The 18,658-nt window shown below is 69.6% G+C and carries 11 protein-coding genes; 6 read left to right on the top strand and 5 right to left on the bottom strand.

Translation table 11 applies throughout. From position 1 onward, the window contains the following. Positions 1–19 precede the first annotated feature (19 nt). Positions 20–796 (top strand): IclR family transcriptional regulator, encoded by a 777-nt coding sequence (locus ACIBK1_RS40240; protein WP_030512213.1) that lies wholly within the window; start codon positions 20–22, stop codon positions 794–796. Between the two features lie 68 nt (positions 797–864). On the opposite strand, the gene ACIBK1_RS40235 is transcribed toward ACIBK1_RS40240, so the two are convergent. Beyond that, a complete protein-coding gene (locus ACIBK1_RS40235; RefSeq protein WP_030512214.1) occupies positions 865–2,445 on the bottom strand; it encodes a carbohydrate binding domain-containing protein in 1,581 nt (526 codons plus the stop codon). Between the two features lie 425 nt (positions 2,446–2,870). Here ACIBK1_RS40235 and ACIBK1_RS40230 point away from each other — a divergent pair, with 425 nt between their 5' ends. The 5 genes from ACIBK1_RS40230 (at position 2,871) to ACIBK1_RS40210 (ending at position 9,313) form a co-directional block, all read left to right on the top strand. Further along, entirely contained in the window at positions 2,871–3,812 is a 942-nt protein-coding gene (locus ACIBK1_RS40230) for a carbohydrate ABC transporter permease (RefSeq protein WP_197042959.1), read from the top strand. Between the two features lie 23 nt (positions 3,813–3,835). After that, complete coding sequence (locus ACIBK1_RS40225; protein WP_030512216.1) at positions 3,836–4,660, top strand: carbohydrate ABC transporter permease; 825 nt, start codon at positions 3,836–3,838, stop codon at positions 4,658–4,660. 31 nt (positions 4,661–4,691) lie between these two features. After that, entirely contained in the window at positions 4,692–6,029 is a 1,338-nt protein-coding gene (locus tag ACIBK1_RS40220; protein ID WP_396740890.1) for an ABC transporter substrate-binding protein, read from the top strand. A 10-nt stretch (positions 6,030–6,039) separates the two neighbouring features. Then, positions 6,040–7,086: a LacI family DNA-binding transcriptional regulator gene (locus ACIBK1_RS40215; RefSeq protein ID WP_396740888.1), complete on the top strand. Its 1,047-nt coding sequence runs from the start codon at positions 6,040–6,042 to the stop codon at positions 7,084–7,086. A 154-nt stretch (positions 7,087–7,240) separates the two neighbouring features. Further along, positions 7,241–9,313, top strand: coding sequence for an alpha-galactosidase (locus ACIBK1_RS40210; RefSeq protein ID WP_396740886.1), 2,073 nt, complete (start codon positions 7,241–7,243; stop codon positions 9,311–9,313). Positions 9,314–9,364: 51 nt separating this feature from the next. Here the strand turns inward: ACIBK1_RS40210 and ACIBK1_RS40205 are convergent, their stop codons facing one another. The 4 genes from ACIBK1_RS40205 to ACIBK1_RS40190 all read right to left on the bottom strand — a co-directional run bounded on the left by ACIBK1_RS40205 (position 9,365) and on the right by ACIBK1_RS40190 (position 18,401). Beyond that, entirely contained in the window at positions 9,365–11,089 is a 1,725-nt protein-coding gene (locus tag ACIBK1_RS40205) for an RICIN domain-containing protein (protein ID WP_051762797.1), read from the bottom strand. Positions 11,090–11,716: 627 nt separating this feature from the next. Next, positions 11,717–13,696 (bottom strand): alpha-L-fucosidase, encoded by a 1,980-nt coding sequence (locus ACIBK1_RS40200; protein ID WP_396724629.1) that lies wholly within the window; start codon positions 13,694–13,696, stop codon positions 11,717–11,719. 443 nt (positions 13,697–14,139) lie between these two features. Next, positions 14,140–14,772 (bottom strand): hypothetical protein, encoded by a 633-nt coding sequence (locus tag ACIBK1_RS40195; RefSeq protein WP_396740885.1) that lies wholly within the window; start codon positions 14,770–14,772, stop codon positions 14,140–14,142. An 83-nt stretch (positions 14,773–14,855) separates the two neighbouring features. Continuing rightward, a complete protein-coding gene (locus tag ACIBK1_RS40190; RefSeq protein ID WP_396740883.1) occupies positions 14,856–18,401 on the bottom strand; it encodes a glycosyl hydrolase family 95 catalytic domain-containing protein in 3,546 nt (1,181 codons plus the stop codon). Positions 18,402–18,658 lie beyond the last annotated feature (257 nt).

Raw genomic sequence — 18,658 nt, 5'->3', positions numbered from 1 at the left:
TTTGCAGAATCGAGGGGCCGTGAGCAAGCCGCTGAAGAATCCGCCGACCTACATGATCAACAGCGTGGACCACGCGCTGCGGGTCGCCGCGATGCTGCAGCTGGAGGGCGAGCTGACCCTCTCGGAGGTCGCCGAGAGGCTGGGCGTGGCCCGCTCCACCGCGCACCGGCTGCTCGCGATGCTGGTCTACCGGGACTTCGCGGTCCAGGACGACCGGCGCCTCTACCGGGCCGGTCCGGTCCTGGAGCTCGCGGCCCACTCCCCCTCGGCCGCGTCCCGGCTGCGGGCGGCCGCCCTGCCGCACCTGCACCGGGTGGTCGGCGTGCTCGACGAGTCCGCCAACGTCGTGGTGCGCACCGGGGACACGGTCCGGTTCATCGCCAGCGTCGAGTGCTCCCAGGCCCTGCGGGTGGGTTCCCGCGAGGGCATGGTGTTCCCCGCCCACCGCACCACGGCGGGACTGCTGCTGCTCGCGGAGCTGACCGACGAGGAACTCGAGGCCGTCTACCCGCCCGAGCGATACGCCGGCCGCCCCACGGAGAGACCCGACCTCGCCCGGCTGCGGACCGAGCTGGCCCGGGTGCGGCGCAAGGGGTTCGCCGTCAACCAGGGCCGTTCCGAGCGCGGCGTGGTGGCGGTCGGCGTGCCCATCAGGGACCCGGACGGGAACGCCCTCGCCAGCCTGTCGGTGTCGATGCCGAGCGGACGCTACGACAAGCACCGGCTGCCGTCCCTGGTCGACACCCTCACCCGCGCCGCGGGCGCCGTCGAGGCCGATCTCGCCCAGTCCCCCTGAACAGGTGGGCCGAGGCCCATCGCGAAGCCGGTCTCGGACGGCGCCGTGAAGCGCGGAAGTTGTTTGCCCTAACGCCCCTGGAGCGCCCTGGCGTTGTCGCCGAAGGTCCAGCCCTTCGACCCGTCCCAGTTGATGGACCAGGTCATCAGGCCCTTGAGCCGGCCGTCGAAGCTGTTCCAGCTCTGGCTCACCAGGGACGGCGACATGTAGCCGCCTCCGGCGCCGGCCTGGGCGGGCAGGCCGGGGACCTGCTTGTCGTAGGGAACCCTGATCGTGGTGCCCTGGATGACCAGGCCCGTGTCCAGGCAGGTGGTCTGGGCGACGAACCCCTGGACCGTCCCGGCGGAGTAGGAGTCGCCCGAGCAGCCGTACATGCTTCCGTTGTAGTACTGCATGTTCAGCCACCACAGGCGGCCGTTGTCCACGTACTTCTTGATGATCGGCAGGTAGGCGCCCCAGATCGAGCCGTAGGTGACGCCGCCTCCGGTGACGTACGCCGTCTCGGGGGCCATGGTGAGGCCGAAGCCGGCGGGCATCTGGGCGAGCACGCCGTCGATGATGCGGATGAGGTTGGACTGGGAGGCGGACAGCTGGGTGATGCTGCCGCTGCCGCTGAGACCGGTCTCGATGTCGATGTCGATGCCGTCGAAGTTGTACTTCTTGAGAATCGGCACGATGGTCGCGACGAAGCGATCGGCGACGCTGCCGGAGCTGAGATCGATGCCGGCGGTGGCCCCGCCGATGGACATCAGGATCGTCGCGCCGCCGGCCTTGGCCTGGCACATCTCAGCGGGCGTCGGGACCTTGACGGTGCTGTCCATGCCGTCTTCCCACAGGACCGTGCCGTCCGAGCGGATGACCGGGAACGCCGCATTGATCACGTTGTAGCCGTGCTGCCGGATGCGGGCGTCGCCGATCGGCGTCCAGCCGAACGGCGGGTGGACGCCGTTGGATGATCCGTCCCAGTTCTCCCAGTATCCCTGGAGGACCTTGCCGGTCGGCCGTCCCTTCACCGGGCACGTCGTGTCTCCCGGCGACGGCGAGGAGGAAGGGGAAGGCGACGGCGACCGCGGCGGGGACGGCGACGGGGAGGGTGACCTCGACGGCGAGGGGGACGGGGACGGGGAAGGTGACCTCGACGGAGAGGGCGAAGGAGACGGGCCGCCAGGGCCGTCGAAACCGATGTCGTCGGCGTAGTAGGTGCCCTGGCCGTACCAGCCGTGCAGGTAGACCGTCGCGCTCGTCTGGTTGGCGCCGCTGGTGAAGGACACGCGGAGCTGAGTGTAGGCGGACGGCGACGTGGTCCAGGTGGACGGTCCGCCGTTCACGCCGAGGTACACGTAGCTTCCGCGGACCCATGCGCTCAGGGTGTAGGCGGTGTTCGGCTGCACGGACACGGTCTGCGTGCACTGGGCGTTGTCCGAGTCGCCGGCCGCGCCGGCCAGCGCCCTGCCGCCGGTGTGGACAGGGGAGGCGACCACCGATCCCAGGCCGCCCGTGCAGGACCAGGGAGAGAGGCTTCCGGACTCGAAGCCGGAGTTCGCCAGCAGGTTGGCCGCACTGGCCGGTGCCTGTGTGAGGACGACGCCCGTGGCCGCCAGCAGCAGCGACGCTGCCGGGGTCAGCAGGCGGAGTGTGCGCTTTCGCATGGAGGTCTCCTGAACCAGGAGTGATCGGAGCCGGCGCGCCGATCGCGGGGGGTGACGGCGTGCCGGCGACCTCACCGGTGGGTGGGTTCACCGGCGAGCCGCTGGACAGTACGGATCCGTGATCCCATGGTCGGGACCGTCCCCCTATCTGTCAAGATTGTTAACAGATAACTCTCCTACCAGCGGTTATGCCACTTTCTTCGGAAGGGCGAGCGCGGCCGAACGCCCGGCGCGGTCACGGGGAGGCGGCCGGACGGAGCCGTGCACGCGGTCGGCGGCGGCGGGCGGTCCCGGCATCCTCCGGATGCCTCCGGATCGCCCGGTCACCGTGGATCGACGGGCACTTGACGTTCCGGATGTTATCGGTAACTCTTCTCTGCATCACCGGAATCCTCCGGATCCCTGGTGGCTCATGGAGAGAGAATGTGATCGATAACATTACCTACGACGGTTCCGTGCGGGGGCACCGCCGGGCGGAGCACCGGCTCAGGGCGCGGGTCCGCACCGTCGCCGAGGCGTACGCCCTGCTCGCCCCGAGCCTCGCCGGCTTCCTGCTCTTCCTGGTGGCGCCCATCTTCGGCGTGGCGGCGCTGAGCCTGTTCGACTGGAACCTGATGGGCGCGCCGTCGTTCGTCGGACTGGACAACTACCGCGAACTCGCCGCCGATCCCGAGGTGTGGCGGGCCGTGCTCAACACCATCTACTACGTGGTGCTCAACATCCCGGCGCAGACCGTGCTGGCACTGCTGCTGGCGCTGGCGCTGAACCGGCGGATGCGCGGCGGCAAGGTGCTCCGGGTCGTCTTCGTGCTGCCCTGGATGGCCATGCCGGTGGCGCTCGGCATCATCTGGTCGTGGGTGTTCGACCCGAGGTACGGCGTGGTCAACCAGGTGCTCGGCACGGTGGGAATCGACGGTCCCAACTGGCTCACCGACCCCGCGTGGGCCATGCCGGTGATCGCCTCGGTGAACGTCTGGCAGTACACGGGCTACACGATGCTCATCCTGCTGGCCGGGCTGCAGGCGATTCCGCACACGCTGTACGAGGCCGCGGCGATCGACGGCACCACGCCGGTGCAGCGGTTCTTCACGATCACTCTGCCGCTGCTGCGGCCGTCGCTGTTCTTCGTGCTGGTGACGAACACGATCGGGTCGTTCCAGATCTTCGACACGGTCTTCGTGATGACCCAGGGCGGCCCCGGCGGCGCCACCGACGTGCTGAACTTCCACATCTACCAGCAGGGGTTCCAGCTCTTCCGGTCCGGCTACGCCTCGGCGCTGGCGATGGTGCTGTTCGCGCTGATCCTGCTGGTCACCGCGGCGCAGTTCCTCTACTTCCGCAAGCGCACCGTCTACGACTTCTCCTGATGACACCCATGAAGAGGACCCGGATGAAGAGGACACCGATCACGAGGATCGCTCTGTATCTCGTGCTCTTCGCGGGCGCCGTGGTCTCGGTCGCGCCCTACCTGATGACGCTGAACTCGGCGTTCAAGGAACCCGCGCAGGTGCTCACCACCCCCGCCTGGCAGCCCGCCTTCCCCGTCACGTTCGACAACTTCGCCCAGGTCTGGTCGGAGTACGACATGGCCGGCTTCCTGCTGCACTCATTGATCTACGCCGGGGTCGTCACGGCCGGCCAGGTCGTCTTCAGCACGATGGCCGCCTACGCCTTCGGCCGGATGTCGTTCCCCGGCCGCGACGCGCTGTTCTGGGGCTACCTCGCGACGATGATGGTGCCGCAGATCGTCACCCTGGTCCCGCTTTTCCTGATCATGCGGGAGTTCGGGCTGATCGACACCTATCTCGGGCTGATCCTGCCCACCGCGTTCGGCACGCCGTACGGGATCTTCCTGGTGCGGCAGTACTTCCGCACGATCCCCAGGGACCTGGAGTCGGCCGCGCGCATCGACGGCGCGGGCACGCTGACCGTGCTCGTCCGGGTGCTGCTCCCGCTGAGCCGGCCGATCCTGGCCACCCTCGCGACAATCACGTTCATCACGACCTGGAACACGCTGCTGTGGCCGCTGATCGTCACGAACGGCGACGCGACCCGGGTGGTCACGCTCGGCATCTCGGCGCTGAAGGGTCAGTACTCCTCCCAATATCACCTGATCCTGGCGGCCGCCGCCCTCGCGCTGCTGCCGCTCATCGTGATCTTCCTGCTGTTCCAGCGGCACATCGTCCGTTCGATCGCTCTCACCGGACTGAAGTAACCACCCCCCAAAGAGAGAAGGGCATACACATATGTCCAGAAAAATCGCCTTATCTGCCGTCGCGGCGGCCGCCCTGCTGTCCCTCGCCGCGTGCGGCGGCGCGGACGACGCGGACTCCACCGGCGGCGCCGTCACCCTCAGGTACGCGATGTGGGACGAGGTGCAGAAGCCGCCGATCGAGCAGTCGATCCGCGAGTTCGAGAAGGCGCACCCGACCATCAAGGTGCAGATCGAGCTGAACAACTGGAACGACTACTGGAGCAAGCTGCAGACCCAGCTCGCCGGGCGCTCGGCCCCCGACGTGTTCTGGGACCACGTCTCCTACTTCCCCAAGTTCAGCAAGGAGGGCGTGCTCACCGACCTGGCGCCGCTCATCGCCCAGGACAAGGTGGACACCTCGATCTACGATTCCAAGCTCGCCGAGGGCTGGAAGGTGGACGGCAAGGTCTACGGCCTGCCCAAGGACTGGGACACCATCGGGCTCTTCTACAGCACCAAGGCGCTCAAGGACGCCGGGCTCACCCCCGCCGACCTCGACGGCCTCACCTGGAACCCCGGCGACGGCGGCACTTTCGTCAAGACGCTGCAGAAGCTCACGGTCGACGAGAACGGCAAGCACCCCGACGAGGCCGGCTTCGACCCCAAGAAGGTCAAGCAGTACGGCCTGGCCATGCAGGCCCCGACCGGTCAGCAGGACTGGTGGAACTTCGCGCTGCAGAACGGCTGCACGCTCCAGGACAAGCCGTGGGGCCGGTGGACCATCGACCAGCCGGCCTGCGTGCAGGCCATCCAGTTCGTCCAGGACCTGCGGTTGAAGTATCACGTCGCAGTGCCCGCCACGGTCACCAACCCGCCCAACGGCCCGTCCCTCGACCAGGTGGTCGGGCGCGGCGAGGCGGCCACCGCGATGGACGGAAGCTGGATGCTGCGCGCGTTCGACACCGCGCTGCCCAACGGCGGTTTCGGCGTCGCCGACCTCCCCGCGGGCCCGGTCGGCAAGGGCAGCGTCTACAACGGCCTGACCGAGGCCGTCTACGCCGGCACCAAGCACCCGAAGGAAGCGTGGGAGCTGCTCAAGTGGCTGACGTCCGAACACCATCAGAAGGCCGTCGCCCAGGCGGGCTCCGTCTGGCCGGGCATCACCTCGCTCAACGACGTCTTCGCCGACGCGTGGAAGGCCAAGGGCGTCGACGTCACCGGCTTCAAGAAGGCCGCCGAGGGCACCACGATGGGCTACCCGCTGACCGAGGCGGCCGACGTCTACAACGTCAAAGCGCTCGACATCTTCAATCAGGTCTGGCTGGGCCAGCTGTCGCCGCAGGACGCCGCCCAGAAGATCAACACCGAGGCCAACGCCGCCATCAAGTAAGGTCTGACTCATGGAAGTTACCGGTCACATGCCTGCCCAGGACGCTCCCCGGACGCGCTCGGCGAGCATCTGGGACGTCGCCCGGGTGGCCGGTGTCTCCCAGCAGACCGTCAGCCGCGTCATCAACGGCAAGGCCCGGGTCAGCGAGACGACCCGGGCCAGGGTCCTCCAGGTCATCGCCGAGCTCGGCTACCGGCCCAACCGGCTGGCCCAGGCGCTGGCCGGAGGGCCGGTCCGCTCGGTCACCGTCCTCACCTCCGACACCGCCCTGTACGGCGCCGCCGCCACCCTGCGCGGCATGGAGGAGGCGGCCAGGACCGCCGGGTTCTCCGTCGGCATCAGCGTGCTGGAGCGGGACTCCGGCCAGGCGGACATCGCCCTGCGGCTGAACCGGCCCGGGGAGGCGGTCATGGTGATCGCCTTCGACGACGCGGGCGTGCGCGCGCTGCGGGCGCTGCCCGCGGACGTCCCGGTCACGGCGGCCGTCGAGCGGCGGCCCGACGACGGTCCCGACGACCCGTGGCAGATCTGGCTGGACGACCGGGCGGCGGCCGCCCACGCGACCCGCTACCTGCTGAGCCTGGGGCACCAGACCGTCCACTACGTGGCCATCCCCTCCTCCACCAGCGCGCTGCCGCAGCGCACCCAGGGCTGGCAGGACGCGCTGCACGCCGCCGGCCGGCCGCTGCCCGAGCCGCTGCCCGGCGGCTGGAGCCCCCGATCCGGCTACCTCGCCGTACGCTCCCTGCTCGCGGACCGCTCGGTCACCGCGATCCTGTGCGGCAACGACGACCTGGCGCTGGGCGTCATGCGGGCCGCGCGCGAGGCCGGGCGGGACATCCCCGGCGACCTCAGCGTGGTCGGCTTCGACGACTCCCCGCCCTCGGCCTACCTCAATCCCGCGCTCACCACGGTGCGGCTCGACTTCGAGGGTCTCGGCCGGGCCTGCTTCGGCCTGCTGAACCGCAGGCTGGACCCGCAGAACGCCGCGGCCGTCCCGGCCTGGAGCGAGCCCGAACTCATCGTGCGGGAGAGCAGCGGCCCCGCGCCTGCCTGACCCCGCGCCTGCCTGACCCCGCGCCCGCCCGACCCCGCGCCGCCTGACCCCGAGCCCTCCTGACCCCGCGCCACCGCAGTCCTCCGCCACGCCGATGCGGGCGGAGCGTTCCGCATGCCATGCCGCCCTTCCCCTTCGCCGTCGAAAGGCTGAGATGATCCATCACGACTCCGAACACCGCCTGTGGGTGCTGTCCGGGCCGTCCTCCTCCTATGTGCTGCACCTCGACGATGCCGACCGGCCGCGCGTCCTGCACTGGGGACCGCGGTTCACCCCCGAGCAGGCGGCCTCTCTCCTGCTACGGCTGCCGGCGCTGGGCTTCCGGCCGGTGGAGGACCCGCTGGAGGGCTCCTTCGACCTGGTCGCAACCGGAGGCCTGTGCTACGGGAGCGCCGGCCTGCAGGTGCGCTTCGCCGACGGCACCCGCGACCTGGAGCTCGTCTACACCGGACAACGCCGCGCCGATCGGGAGCTGGTGCTGGCGTACGCCGACCGTCACTACCCGCTGGCCGTGGAGTGCCACTACCGCCTGCACGGCGACGTGATCGAGCGCCACCTGGTGCTGCGCAACGAGGGCGAGCCGGTCACCGTCGTGCGCGCGGACTCCGCGACCTGGGTGCTCCCCCGCTTGAACGGCTACCGGCTCAGCTCCGTACGCGGCCAGTGGGGCGCCGAGACCCGGGTGCACCGCACCGAGCTGCCGTACGGCGAGACCGTCATGACCAGCCGCAGGGGTGTGACCAGCCACCAGGCCAACCCCTGGGCGATGGTCGACGACGGCACGGCGGGCGAGGAGCACGGCGCGGTCTACTCCTGCGCGCTGGCGTGGAGCGGGAGCTGGCGGCTCACCGCACAGCGCCTGCCCACCGAGCGGGTGACGCTGTCGGCGGGATTCGGGCACGACCCCGTGACCTGGGAGCTGGGCACCGGGGAGGAGCTGGTCACGCCGGTGTGCGCCGGGCTGTACACCGAGGGCGGCTTCGGCGCCGCCAGCCGCGCCTGGCACGACCACCAGCTCCGGCATGTCCTGCCGCATGCCGGAGAGCTGCGGCCGGTGCTCTACAACTCCTGGGAGGCGACGGGCTTCGACGTCTCGCTGGACGGGCAGATCCGGCTGGCGGAGTCGGCCGCCCGGATGGGCGTGGAGCTGTTCGTGGTGGACGACGGCTGGTTCGGCGCCCGCACCCACGACGCCGCCGGGCTCGGCGACTGGTATCCCAACCCGCGCCGGTTCCCCGACGGGCTCGGGCCGCTGATCGACCGGGTGCACGAGCTGGGCATGCTGTTCGGGCTGTGGGTGGAGCCGGAGATGGTCAACCCCGACAGCGACCTCTACCGCGCCCACCCCGACTGGGTGATCCACCGGCCGCACCGGCGGCGCACCGAGCACCGCAACCAGCTCGTGCTCGACCTGTCCCGGCCGGAGGTCGGGGACTGGCTGTTCCGGACACTGGACGAGTTGCTGGCCAAGAACGCCATCGACTTCCTCAAGTGGGACATGAACCGCCCCTTCACCGAGGCCGGCCCGGACGAGCGGCTGTGGCTGGGCCACGTGCAGACCCTGTACGACGTGCTCGACCGGCTCCGCGCCGCCCACCCGCACGTGCGGATCGAGTCGTGCAGCAGCGGCGGCGGCCGGGTGGACCTCGGCATCCTGCGCCGCACCGACCAGGTGTGGACCTCCGACAACACCGACGCCCTCGACCGGCTGGACATCCAGCACGGCTTCTCGCAGCTTTACCCGGCCCGGGTGATGGGCGCGTGGGTCACCGACAGCCCCAACCCCTACACCGGCCGGGAGATCCCCCTCGACTTCCGTTTCCACGTGGCCATGGCCGGGCTGCTCTCGATCGGCGGGGCCCTGACCGAGTGGAGCCAGGCCGAGCTGGATCGGGCGGCCGAGCTCGTCGCCGACTACAAGCGGATCCGGCCACTGGTCCAGCACGGCCGCCAGCACCGCCTGCTGCCGCCGGGCGGCGAGCTGTCGGCCGTGCAGTACCTCGCCTCCGACGGCGCCGAGACCGCCGTGCTCGTCTTCCGCCGCGCCCGCCGGTTCGGGCACGCCGATCCGGGGATCCCGCTGCGCGCCCTCGACCCGCGGGCGTGCTACCGCGACACGGCCACGGGAGAGGTCCACCACGGGGCCGTGCTGCTCGCCCACGGACTGTTCCCCGAGCTGGCTTCCGGCGACTACGCCAGCGCCCTGATCCACCTGATCAGGGAATAGGCGTGCGGGAAAGAGGAGGCCCACCGGGCGCCCGGTGGGCCTCCTCGCCCGTCATCTGGGCGTCAGGACCAGGCGGTAGGCGCCGTTGGCGTCCTGGTTGGCGATCGGGATCGTGACGCTGCCGTTGGTGACGGTGTAGGCGTTCGACCACACCCGGGTCGCCGCCGCCACGTTCGTCTTGCGTCCGGAGCCCGGAACGTACTCCAGGGTCGCGGTGACCGAGGAGCCCAGCCCGCCGACCCCGTCGACGCGGATCGAGTTGTTGCCGGCCTGGCCGCCGAAGACCAGGCTGAACGTCCTGCCGTCGTAGGCGGCCACGCCGTCGTTGTACGTGGTCGGGGTCACCTTGACGACGTTGCCGGTCTGGTCGGCGTACCACTTGTACATCCAGTACGACGCCGTCGGCTGGCCGTTGTACAGCAGGCCGTTGAGCGTGCCGGCCTCGTACCAGAACGCCCGCTCGGCGTCGCGCACGCCCTCGCGCTCGAACTGGGCGACGTAGTGGTTGACGCTGCTCGGCACGTCGATCTCGCCGGTCGTGGCGTACTCGTTGATGGAGATGGGCCGCGGCGAGATGCCCAGCTCGCGCTCCAGCGCGCGGTAGGCCCGGACGTTCGCGCTGACCTGCTGCCATCCGCTCAGCTCGTGCCATGAGACCACCTCGGGCAGGGTGTTCGTGGCCTTCGCGTTGGTGAGGAAGGAGCGCATCCGGTTGAGGTCCAGGTAAGAGTAGCTCGGGCCCATGATGGCCTTGTTCGGCTCGCTCTGCCGGATCCGCTGGTAGGTGCGCACCCACCCCTCGTTGAAGGAGACGCCCGACGCCGACGGCCAGGTCCAGTCCGGCTCGTTCCACGGCTCCCAGGCGTCGATGTTGCTGACGCCCGCCGACTTCGCCGCCGCGATCATCTTGTCGATCCGGCTGTACCAGTCGTTCCAGTTCGTCCAGTTGTAGGGGAAGCCGTCGAAGCTGTCGGCCATGTCGACCGTGATCACCGCGCCGACGGCGGCGGCGTTGCGCCAGACGTTCAGCGTGTCACCGATCGGCACCGGGGAGCCGTTCGGCCGGTGCTCGTGCAGCGGCGGCGGCTGCCGGAGCTGGTGCAGCTTCAGCGGCTGCATCATCGACACCGGCGGGGTGTTCGCGTCGGACAGGCCGTAGAGGGTGCCCGACGCGACGCGGGTGACCGGGCGCACGACGCTGCTCGCGTCGACCACGAGGGCGCTGCCGCCGCCGGTCGTGGCGCCCCACTTCTGGTTGCTCTGCCCGTTGCAGGTCCACAGGATGACGGCGGTGCCGTTGGCGGTGCCGGCGTGGTCCACGTCGAGGCACAGGCCCGACTGCGTCCCCGCGACCGACCCGTCGGAGTTCTGCCGCCACTTCTGGTTGGCCTGGCCGTTGCAGGACCAGATGATCACCTGGGTGCCCGGCGAGGTCTGGTTGTTGTAGGCGTCCACGCAGCGGGTGCCGTTCATCGTGCGCAGTTCGCCGGCCGAGGTGAACTCGAAGCCCTGGTTGGCCTGGCCGTTGCAGTCCCAGATGTCCAGCGCGGTGCCGAGCGTGTCGACGTTGCCCTTCACGTCGAGGCACCGGCCGGAGGAGGCGCTCACCAGCGGCGCGGGGGCGGCGGATGCCGGCGCCGTCCAGGTGAGCGCGGTGGCCGCCAGGGTGACGAGCACCGTGAACAGGCCCATGAGCGGGCCCATGAGCGGGTGCCGGGCGACGGCGCCCGGCGGCCGTCGCCGCCCGGCCGCCGGGTGGACGGGTAAGTCGTGCATGGTTCTTCTCCTCGTCGGGGGCGTGAGGGCGGGAACGGCGGAGGCGCGCGGAAGCCGGGCTCCCCGCCGCTCGGCGTCACGGGATCGGCGACGCCCTATCGGAGTTATCGGTAACATCACGGTGTAGAGCGTGCCGATGACGGTGTCAAGCCCCGGTCACAGGACAGGGCGCCCCACTGGGCCGGAGAACGGAGTGAAGCCGCAGATCAGAGCGGCTTGATCCGGCTTGGAAAGACACCGGGGAGGACGTGGAAGATTCACCTTCGCACAGCGTCTTCCTTGACGGTCATCAGTGATAGCGGTAACACTTGCGCCACCCAGACGCCACGCCCGACTCTCGAGGAGTGCCCATGGACCGGCAAGCGACCATCGACGCGCGGGTGTCGTCGCGCGGGCGCGGAGGCGGCCGGTGGCGCCGACGCCGGCCGAGGGTGTCGTGGGAAAGAGACGGCCAGGTCCCTGATCACAGAGACCTGGCCTGGTGAACTTCTCCCGTCCGGGACGAGCTGCCCCGGCGGCTCCGCGACGCCGGCGGCACGGCCGGTCGTCACGCGGGTCCTTCATCCCGTCCTGGTCGCCGGCGTGGGCGGAGGCGTCCTCCGCATCCGGGCCGCGCGACGGCGGTGGTCAGACAGCGATGACGGTCCACTGGTTGTTGGCGTTGTTGTTCGGCGTCCACATGCCGACGGCGGAGCCGGCGGTGGTGTAGCCCATGCCGTCGAGGGCGGTGCCGGTGCCCCGGTTGACGATCTGGTAGCGGCCGTTGCCGAGGTCGTTCAGGCGCCACTGCTGGTTGTTGCCGCCGTTCCAGGCCGCCTGCCTGGCGTTGGCGCCGTTGGCGGTGTCACCCCAGCTGTCGGCCACCATGCCGTTGGTGCGGTTGACGATCCGATACCAGCCGCCGCCCAGGTCGACGAGCTGCCACTGGAGGTTCGTGCTGCCGTCCCAGTTCCACTGCTTGAGGTTCGACCCCGACGCCACGTTGCCGCCGCTGTCCAGCACCAGGCCGGTGGAGGCGTTGGCGATCCGCACGTAGCCGGTGGGGGTGCCGCCGGAGCCCAGGGAGGGGATCTGGCCGTTGAAGGTCAGCTTGACCACGTACGCCGGGGCGCTGAAGGGGGCGTTGGACGAGGGCATCGAGATGTGCAGCCCCGAGCCGTCCTGCGTGCGGTTGGGCAGGGTGGTGTACTGGCCCGCCGAAGAGCCGAGGAGCTGCACCGTGGCCAGGTTGCTCAGGTTGATCCGGTTGGCGCCCAGGGTCGTGATGTGCAGGGTGCTGCCCGGCCAGCCCAGCACGGTGGCGTACAGCACAGTGTTGTCCTTGCTGCGGGTGAAGCGGATGTCGGTGTTGGTGCCCGCACGCGGCGTGGTGAAGGAACCGCCGCCCATCTGGGTGGGGCCCTCGCCGAAGGTCGCCCAGGCGCGGGTGGAGTAGATGGACTCGCCGAACCGCTTGAGGTAGTCCCCGATGCCCAGCAGGATCGACCGCTGCCCGGACGGGATGGTGCCGTCGGCCATGGGAGCGATGTTCAGGAGCATGTTGCCGTTCTTGCTGACCCGGTCGATCAGCGAGTGCAGCATGGCGTTGAGCGAGTAGTAGCCGATGCCGACGGTGTAGCACCAGCTGGAGCTGGAGATGCTGTCGTCGGTCAGCCAGTAGGGGTTCTGGAGGGCGGCCGGGCCGCCGCGCTCGTAGTCGAAGACCTCTCCCCTGGTGTTGAACCCGTCCTTGTAGGTCGCGACGACGTCCCTGTTCCAGGCGACCGCCTGGTTGTAGTAGTACGCCAGGAAGGCCAGCCGCCGGGACTCGTCGAGCCTGCTGAGGTTGAAGTCCTGCCAGATGACGTCGGGCTGGTAACCGTCGATGACCTCCTTGAGCTTGTCGTACCAGAGCTGCTGTTCGTCGGCGAAGCTGAGCTGGCCGTACAGCTTCTTGAGGGAGGTCGTCGACTGGGCCGGCGCCCACTGGTAGAAGCCGGTGAAGTTGTAGGTGTGGTGCATGGCCACGAGCAGTTTGAGGCCCTTGGCCCGGATGGCGTCGGCGTGCAGCCGCAGCAGGTCGAGCCTGGGCCCGGTGGCGACCGAGTTCCACTCGTTCACCCTGCTGTTCCACATGGAGTAGCCGTCGTGGTGCTCGGCCACCGGCCCGGCGAACCTGGCGCCCGCGTCGGCGAACAGCTGCGCCCACTCGTTCGGGTCGAAGTTGCCCCCGGCCGACTTCAGCTTCGGCGCGAACTGCACCCAGTTGCCGGCCTTGTCCCGGGCGCCGTTGATGAAGTTGTGGTACGGCCACGCCGAGGGGTCGCCATAGACGCTCTTGTGGTGGTTGTTCTCGTTCGACCCGTTGTTGTACATGTTGCGCGGATACCACTCGTTGGCGAACGCGGGGACGCTGAACACGCCCCAGTGGTAGTAGATGCCGAACTTCGCGTCCTGGAACCACTCGGCGGCCGGCGGGTGCTGGTCCACCGACGACCAGCTCGGGCTGTAGCTCTGCGGACCGGCGTTCGCCCAGGCGGGCCCGGCTTTCAACAGGCCGGCGGCCGTGGCGGCCCCGGCCGCCAGGAACAGTTGCCGGCGGCTGAACTGGAACGAGGGTGCGGACATGGCGAGGACCTCTCGCGATCGGGGGGATTCTGCGGGGCGCCGGACGCCGACGGCCGGCGCGGCGATCCCGTGAGGATCAGCTCGGCCACGACGGCCCTGGCCCGACGACGGTACGCATGGACACGATCCCTTGGATGTTTCTCGGAGATGAGCAGACGGTCACCACAGAGACATTGGATGTCGTTGTATGTCAGGCAGAGCGATCTGTCCATACTCCCCCGCCGCCGGGCCCGCGCGTCACGCACTCCGCGGCTACGAGGCCTTGTCCGTTCGACCACTGGAAACGAGGCCCGGGCAGACGAATCCGCACGTCGACGGATGCCGCATCGGCGTTGCCGCTACTCGCCTCGCACCGCGTGCGGTCAGCGCATGTCCGCCAAGGGCACCACCCCTGATTCCGTCGATTAATGGGATGTCTGAAAGTTTCACTCTGGGCTGGGGGCTCAGGACTGGTTGAACAGCGACAGGGTGATGGTGGAGTGGTATTCGCCGGCGGCGACGTCGGCGGGGGTGCGCAGGGCGAGGTCGGCGTTGACCTGCGAGGTGCCGATCTCCTCGGTGGAGTTGGCCGAGGAGACCAGCAGTTCCTGGCCCTTCAGACCCACCTCGGGGGCCCCGGTGCCGTCGGAGACGACACTGGAGACCGGCTCACCGGCGGCGACCGCGCCGGTGGAGGAGTCGCTGATCAGGTGCGGCTTCCAGCCCAGGTATTCGGGGCCGATGGTCTTGGCCGGGTCGTCGGCGGCGACGAACTGGCTGGCCTGGCCGACGACGGCCCAGTACTCGCCGGCGGGGATCTCCTCGGGGGTGCGGGTGTCGGTGACGGTGACGGTGGGCAGGGTGCCGGTGAACTGGCGGGCGGCGGCGTCGGAGCCGTTCTCCTCCAGGGACACCCCGTTGTTGTCGGCCACGGTCATCGACAGCTGGCCGGGAGTGGTGGTGGGCTGGATGTTCACCGACACATCGACGCCGCCGGTGGCGGGGTCGTCGTCGGCCAGCGCGGGACCGGCCACGCCGGCCCCGGCGAGGGCCAGGCCGAGCACCGACGCGGCGAGTATCCGGGTGGTCATTCTCATGGGAATCGCTCCATCTATGGGGGCGGGGCCGGCCGGCTGGTCGGCCGGCCGGCCCCGGGTTGCGCTACCGCGGTGGTGGCGGCTCAGCCGCAGCTTGCCGCGCTGTAGTCGACGTCGTAGGACGAGGTGACCTGCTTGCCGCCGATCGTGGCGGTCGCCTTCACAGTGACCGTGCCGGCGTCGATCTGGGCGGCGCGGGTGTTGAAGGACTGGTAGGCCTGCTTGCCCGGAGCCACGTCGGCCACCGTCTTGGAACCGTAGGGAGTGGTCAGCGTGATCGTCGCCGGAACGTCGGAGTCGTTGACGGCGGTGACCGCAACGTACGCCGAGGTGCCGATGCAGCGGGAGGAGGCGGTGACGGTCAGCTTGACCTCGGGTGCGGGCGGCGTGACGGAGTCGAGCGCGACGGCGAAGATGTGCATCGTCGCGACCCCGTTCGCCGCCCCCGCGCTGATGTTGGGCAGGTCGACGCGGGAGATCTCCTTGTTCTGCAGAGCAACGCCGGAGTAGTAGATGGTGGCGGGGGTGTTCTGCCGCTGATTGTTCGGCCGGTTCTGGTAGGGGGCCACGGCGGCAGCGGCGCTCCCCGAACTCGGCGCGCCGTACCAGTCGGGCGAGCTGAGGGTGAAGGTCTGCCGCGTGCCGTCCTTGTAGACGACGGTGGCCGGCCCGGACACCGCGCCGTAGGTCCCGGTCAGCAGGAAGCCGAGCGTCTTGCCGGTGCCGGTCACCTTGAGGGACTGCCCGGAGGCGATGGCGTTGTCGGGGGTGCCCACCGTGACGTCGGGCCAGGTGAAGTTCAGCCCGTTCACGGTGACGGTGGCCCCGGGGGTGACACCGACCGACGCCAGCGCCTGTGCGGAGATGCTGGCGCCGTTGCCGTCGAAGTTCCCGGGAGCGGTGTTGGTGTCGTCGGTGACCGCGACGTTGCTGAAGAGCTCCTCCAGCGGCTTCTCCCCGCCGCCCCACACCTGCACCGTGGCCTGGGTGGACACGCTCCAGTCCTCGCCCGCCTCGGTGCCGCCGACGACGGCGGTGATGACCGCGGTGCCGGTGGCCGCGCCCTCGGCGGGAGTGAAGGTGAACTCCACCTTGGCCGTGGCGTCCGCCGCCAGTGGCCCCACGTTGGCCTGCTCGGGGGTGACGGTCCACCCCTCAGGCACCGTGAGGGACACCGTCGCCGACGCCAGCGACTCCTCGATCGCCTTGACGGTGACCTCGGCCTTCGCCTCGTCACCCGGCGTGACCTCGACCGGTGCGGTCACCGTGACCTTCTGCAGCGCGAACGCCCGGTAGGTGTGACCGGCCTGCGCCGTGATCTCGACGGCGTCGGGCTCGGTCTTCTCCACCTTGACCGTGCCGCTGCCGGTGACGTCGCGGACCTTGTGGCGGCCGGCGAAGATGCCGCCGCGTACCTTGACGACACCGTCGCGGTCGGGCGTGATGAGGTACTCGTCGGCCTGCCCGTCGCTCCACTCCGCGCCGACGGTGTGGCCGCCGCGGCCCCGCAGGCCCTGCACCTTCCCGTCCGGCCACGCCGAGGGCAGCGCGGGCAGCACGTGCAGCTCGCCGGTGTGGCTCTGCAGCAGCATCTCGGCGATGCCGGAGGTGGCGCCGAAGTTGCCGTCGATCTGGAACGGCGGGTGCAGGTCGAACATGTTCGGCGCGAGCCTCGCCGGCGTGACCAGGAGGCGGACCAGGTCGTGCGCCCGCTTGCCCTCCTCCATCCGCGCCCAGTAGTTGATCTTCCAGGCCAGCGACCAGCCGGTGCCGTCGTCGCCGCGCAGTTCGAGGGTCCGCCGCGCCGCGTTGTACAGCTCCGGGGTGCCGCGCTTGGTGATCTGGTGGCTGGGGTGCAGGCCGTACAGGTGCGAGATGTGCCGGTGGTTCCGCTCGGTCTCCACCCAGTCGTACAGCCACTCCTGGATGTTGCCGCGCGAGCCGATCTTCATCGGAGGGAGCCGGTCCTTGGCGGCCAGGACCTGCGCCCGGAAGCTCGCGTCCACGCCGAGGACCTCGCTGGCCTCCGCGCAGCCGTCGAACAGGTCGCGCAGGATCTGGTTGTCCATGGTGGGACCGGCGGCCACGCTGACGTTCGCATGGTGGGGAAGTTCAGGGGAGTTCGACGGGTTCGTGACCAGATACCCGAGCTTCGGCTCCTCCACGAGGGTGTCGAGGAAGAACTGCGCCGAGCCCTTCATCGCCGGGTAGTTCTTCCTCAGGAACTCGACGTCCCCGGTGAACCGGTAGTGGTCCCAGATCATCGTGGCCAGCCACGCGCCACCGCTCTGCCACATGCCCCAGAGCGCGCCGTCGACGACCGAGGTCGCCCGCCACGCGTCGGTGTTGTGGTGGGTGACCCAGCCGCCGGCGCCGTACTGCACCTGGGCCGTGCGGGCGCCGGTCACGGTGAGGTCCTGGATCATGCTGAACACCGGCTCGAAGCACTCCGACAGGTTCGTGGTGTCGGCGGGCCAGTAGTTCATCGGCAGGTTGGCGTTGATGGTGTACTTCGAGTCCCACTGCGGGCTCATCGAGTCGTTCCAGATGCCCTGCAGGTTGGCCGGCTGGGTCCCCGGCCGCGAGGAGCTGATCAGCAGGTAGCGGCCGAACTGGAAGAGCAGCGCGGAGAACTGCGGGTCGTCGACGGCCCCGTGCTGGGTGATCCGCACGTCGGTCGGCTGGTCGGCCGCGTCGGTGCGGCCGAGGTCGAGCGTCGTCCGGTTGAACAGCTCCTGGTAGTCGGCCACGTGCCGGCTGCGCAGCGTGTCGTAGGCCTTGCCCTTGGCGTCGTCGAGGTGCCCCCGCGCGATGCCCTGGTAGTCGCCGCTGACGTCCTTGTAGTTGACGTAGCTGGAGCCGATGGAGACCAGCAGCGTCACGCTGTCGGCGGCGGACACTTGGAGCGTTCCGCCGGAACTGGTGACGGTGCCGCCCTCGGCGACGGCCTTGGCCAGCGCCAGGAACTTGACCTGGCCGGTGATGCCCTCGAAGTTGCCCGACACGCCGTCGAGCGCCACTGTCGAGCTGTCCGGGCTGGTGAGCGTCGTGCGCTGTGGGCTGTCGAACGTCGCGCTGAAGGTGATCGAGCCGGGCTTGTCGGCCGTGAGGCGAACGACGATGACCTGGTCGGGCGCGCTGGCGAACACCTCGCGCTTGTACCGCACGCCGTTCAGCAGGTAGTTGACGGACGTGACGGCGGTGGTGAGGTCGAGCTGGCGGTTGTACTCCGTGAACCCGCTGGTGCCGGGGAAGGCCAGCCTGATGTTGCCGACCGTCTGGTAGGCGAGCTGGCCCGCGGGCTTGCCCAGCATGTTCTGGTCGATCAGGGTCTGGGCCTGGCTCCACTGGTCTTCGAAGACCAGGCGCCGGATCTCCGGCAGCGCCGCCAGGCCCTTGGTGTTGCTCTGGTCGTACGGCCCGCCGCCCCAGACGGTGTCCTCGTTGAGCTGCAGGCGCTCGGTGTCGACGTTGCCGAACACCATGGCGCCGAGGCGGCCGTTGCCGATGGGGAGGGCGCGGAGCCAGTCCGTGCCGGCGCCTCTGTCGTACCAGAGCGCCAGGTCGTTGGCGGCGCGTACCTCCGAGGGTGCCACCGATCCGGCTCGGGCGACCGCTGTCCATTGCATCGGCAGCATCAGAGCCCCGGCTCCGACCGTGCCGATCTTCATCAATTGCCTTCGCGTCAGATCTGGCATTCGCTCTCCAAGCGCACTGCGGCCTTGCCGGCGGCCGGCGCCGCGCCAATGGCTGCGATCCCGACATCGAGGAGACTGGCGGGGTTCGGCGGGACCGGCTGCGTGACGAGGCTGTGTAGGGGGTGATGGCAAAGCTACAAAGATTTGATGTATCGGTCAACGATTGCTATAGAAAAGCCCATAAGGCG

The sequence above is a fragment of the Microbispora rosea genome, from assembly GCF_044460045.1.
GTDB classification, from domain to species: domain Bacteria; phylum Actinomycetota; class Actinomycetes; order Streptosporangiales; family Streptosporangiaceae; genus Microbispora; species Microbispora rosea.
The sequence above is the reverse complement of the archived record's forward strand: the minus strand, read 5'-3'. Positions and strand labels throughout refer to the sequence as shown.

Bases quoted from the DNA above. Each gene is read 5' to 3' on its own strand.
- ACIBK1_RS40235 (WP_030512214.1), bottom strand. From the start codon at position 2,445: ATGCGAAAGCGCACACTCCGCCTGCTGACCCCGGCAGCGTCGCTGCTG.
- ACIBK1_RS40225 (WP_030512216.1), top strand. From the start codon at position 3,836: ATGAAGAGGACACCGATCACGAGGATCGCTCTGTATCTCGTGCTCTTC.
- ACIBK1_RS40220 (WP_396740890.1), top strand. From the start codon at position 4,692: ATGTCCAGAAAAATCGCCTTATCTGCCGTCGCGGCGGCCGCCCTGCTG.
- ACIBK1_RS40215 (WP_396740888.1), top strand. From the start codon at position 6,040: ATGGAAGTTACCGGTCACATGCCTGCCCAGGACGCTCCCCGGACGCGC.
- ACIBK1_RS40210 (WP_396740886.1), top strand. From the start codon at position 7,241: ATGATCCATCACGACTCCGAACACCGCCTGTGGGTGCTGTCCGGGCCG.
- ACIBK1_RS40205 (WP_051762797.1), bottom strand. From the start codon at position 11,089: ATGCACGACTTACCCGTCCACCCGGCGGCCGGGCGGCGACGGCCGCCG.
- ACIBK1_RS40200 (WP_396724629.1), bottom strand. From the start codon at position 13,696: ATGTCCGCACCCTCGTTCCAGTTCAGCCGCCGGCAACTGTTCCTGGCG.
- ACIBK1_RS40195 (WP_396740885.1), bottom strand. From the start codon at position 14,772: ATGAGAATGACCACCCGGATACTCGCCGCGTCGGTGCTCGGCCTGGCC.
- ACIBK1_RS40190 (WP_396740883.1), bottom strand. From the start codon at position 18,401: ATGCAATGGACAGCGGTCGCCCGAGCCGGATCGGTGGCACCCTCGGAG.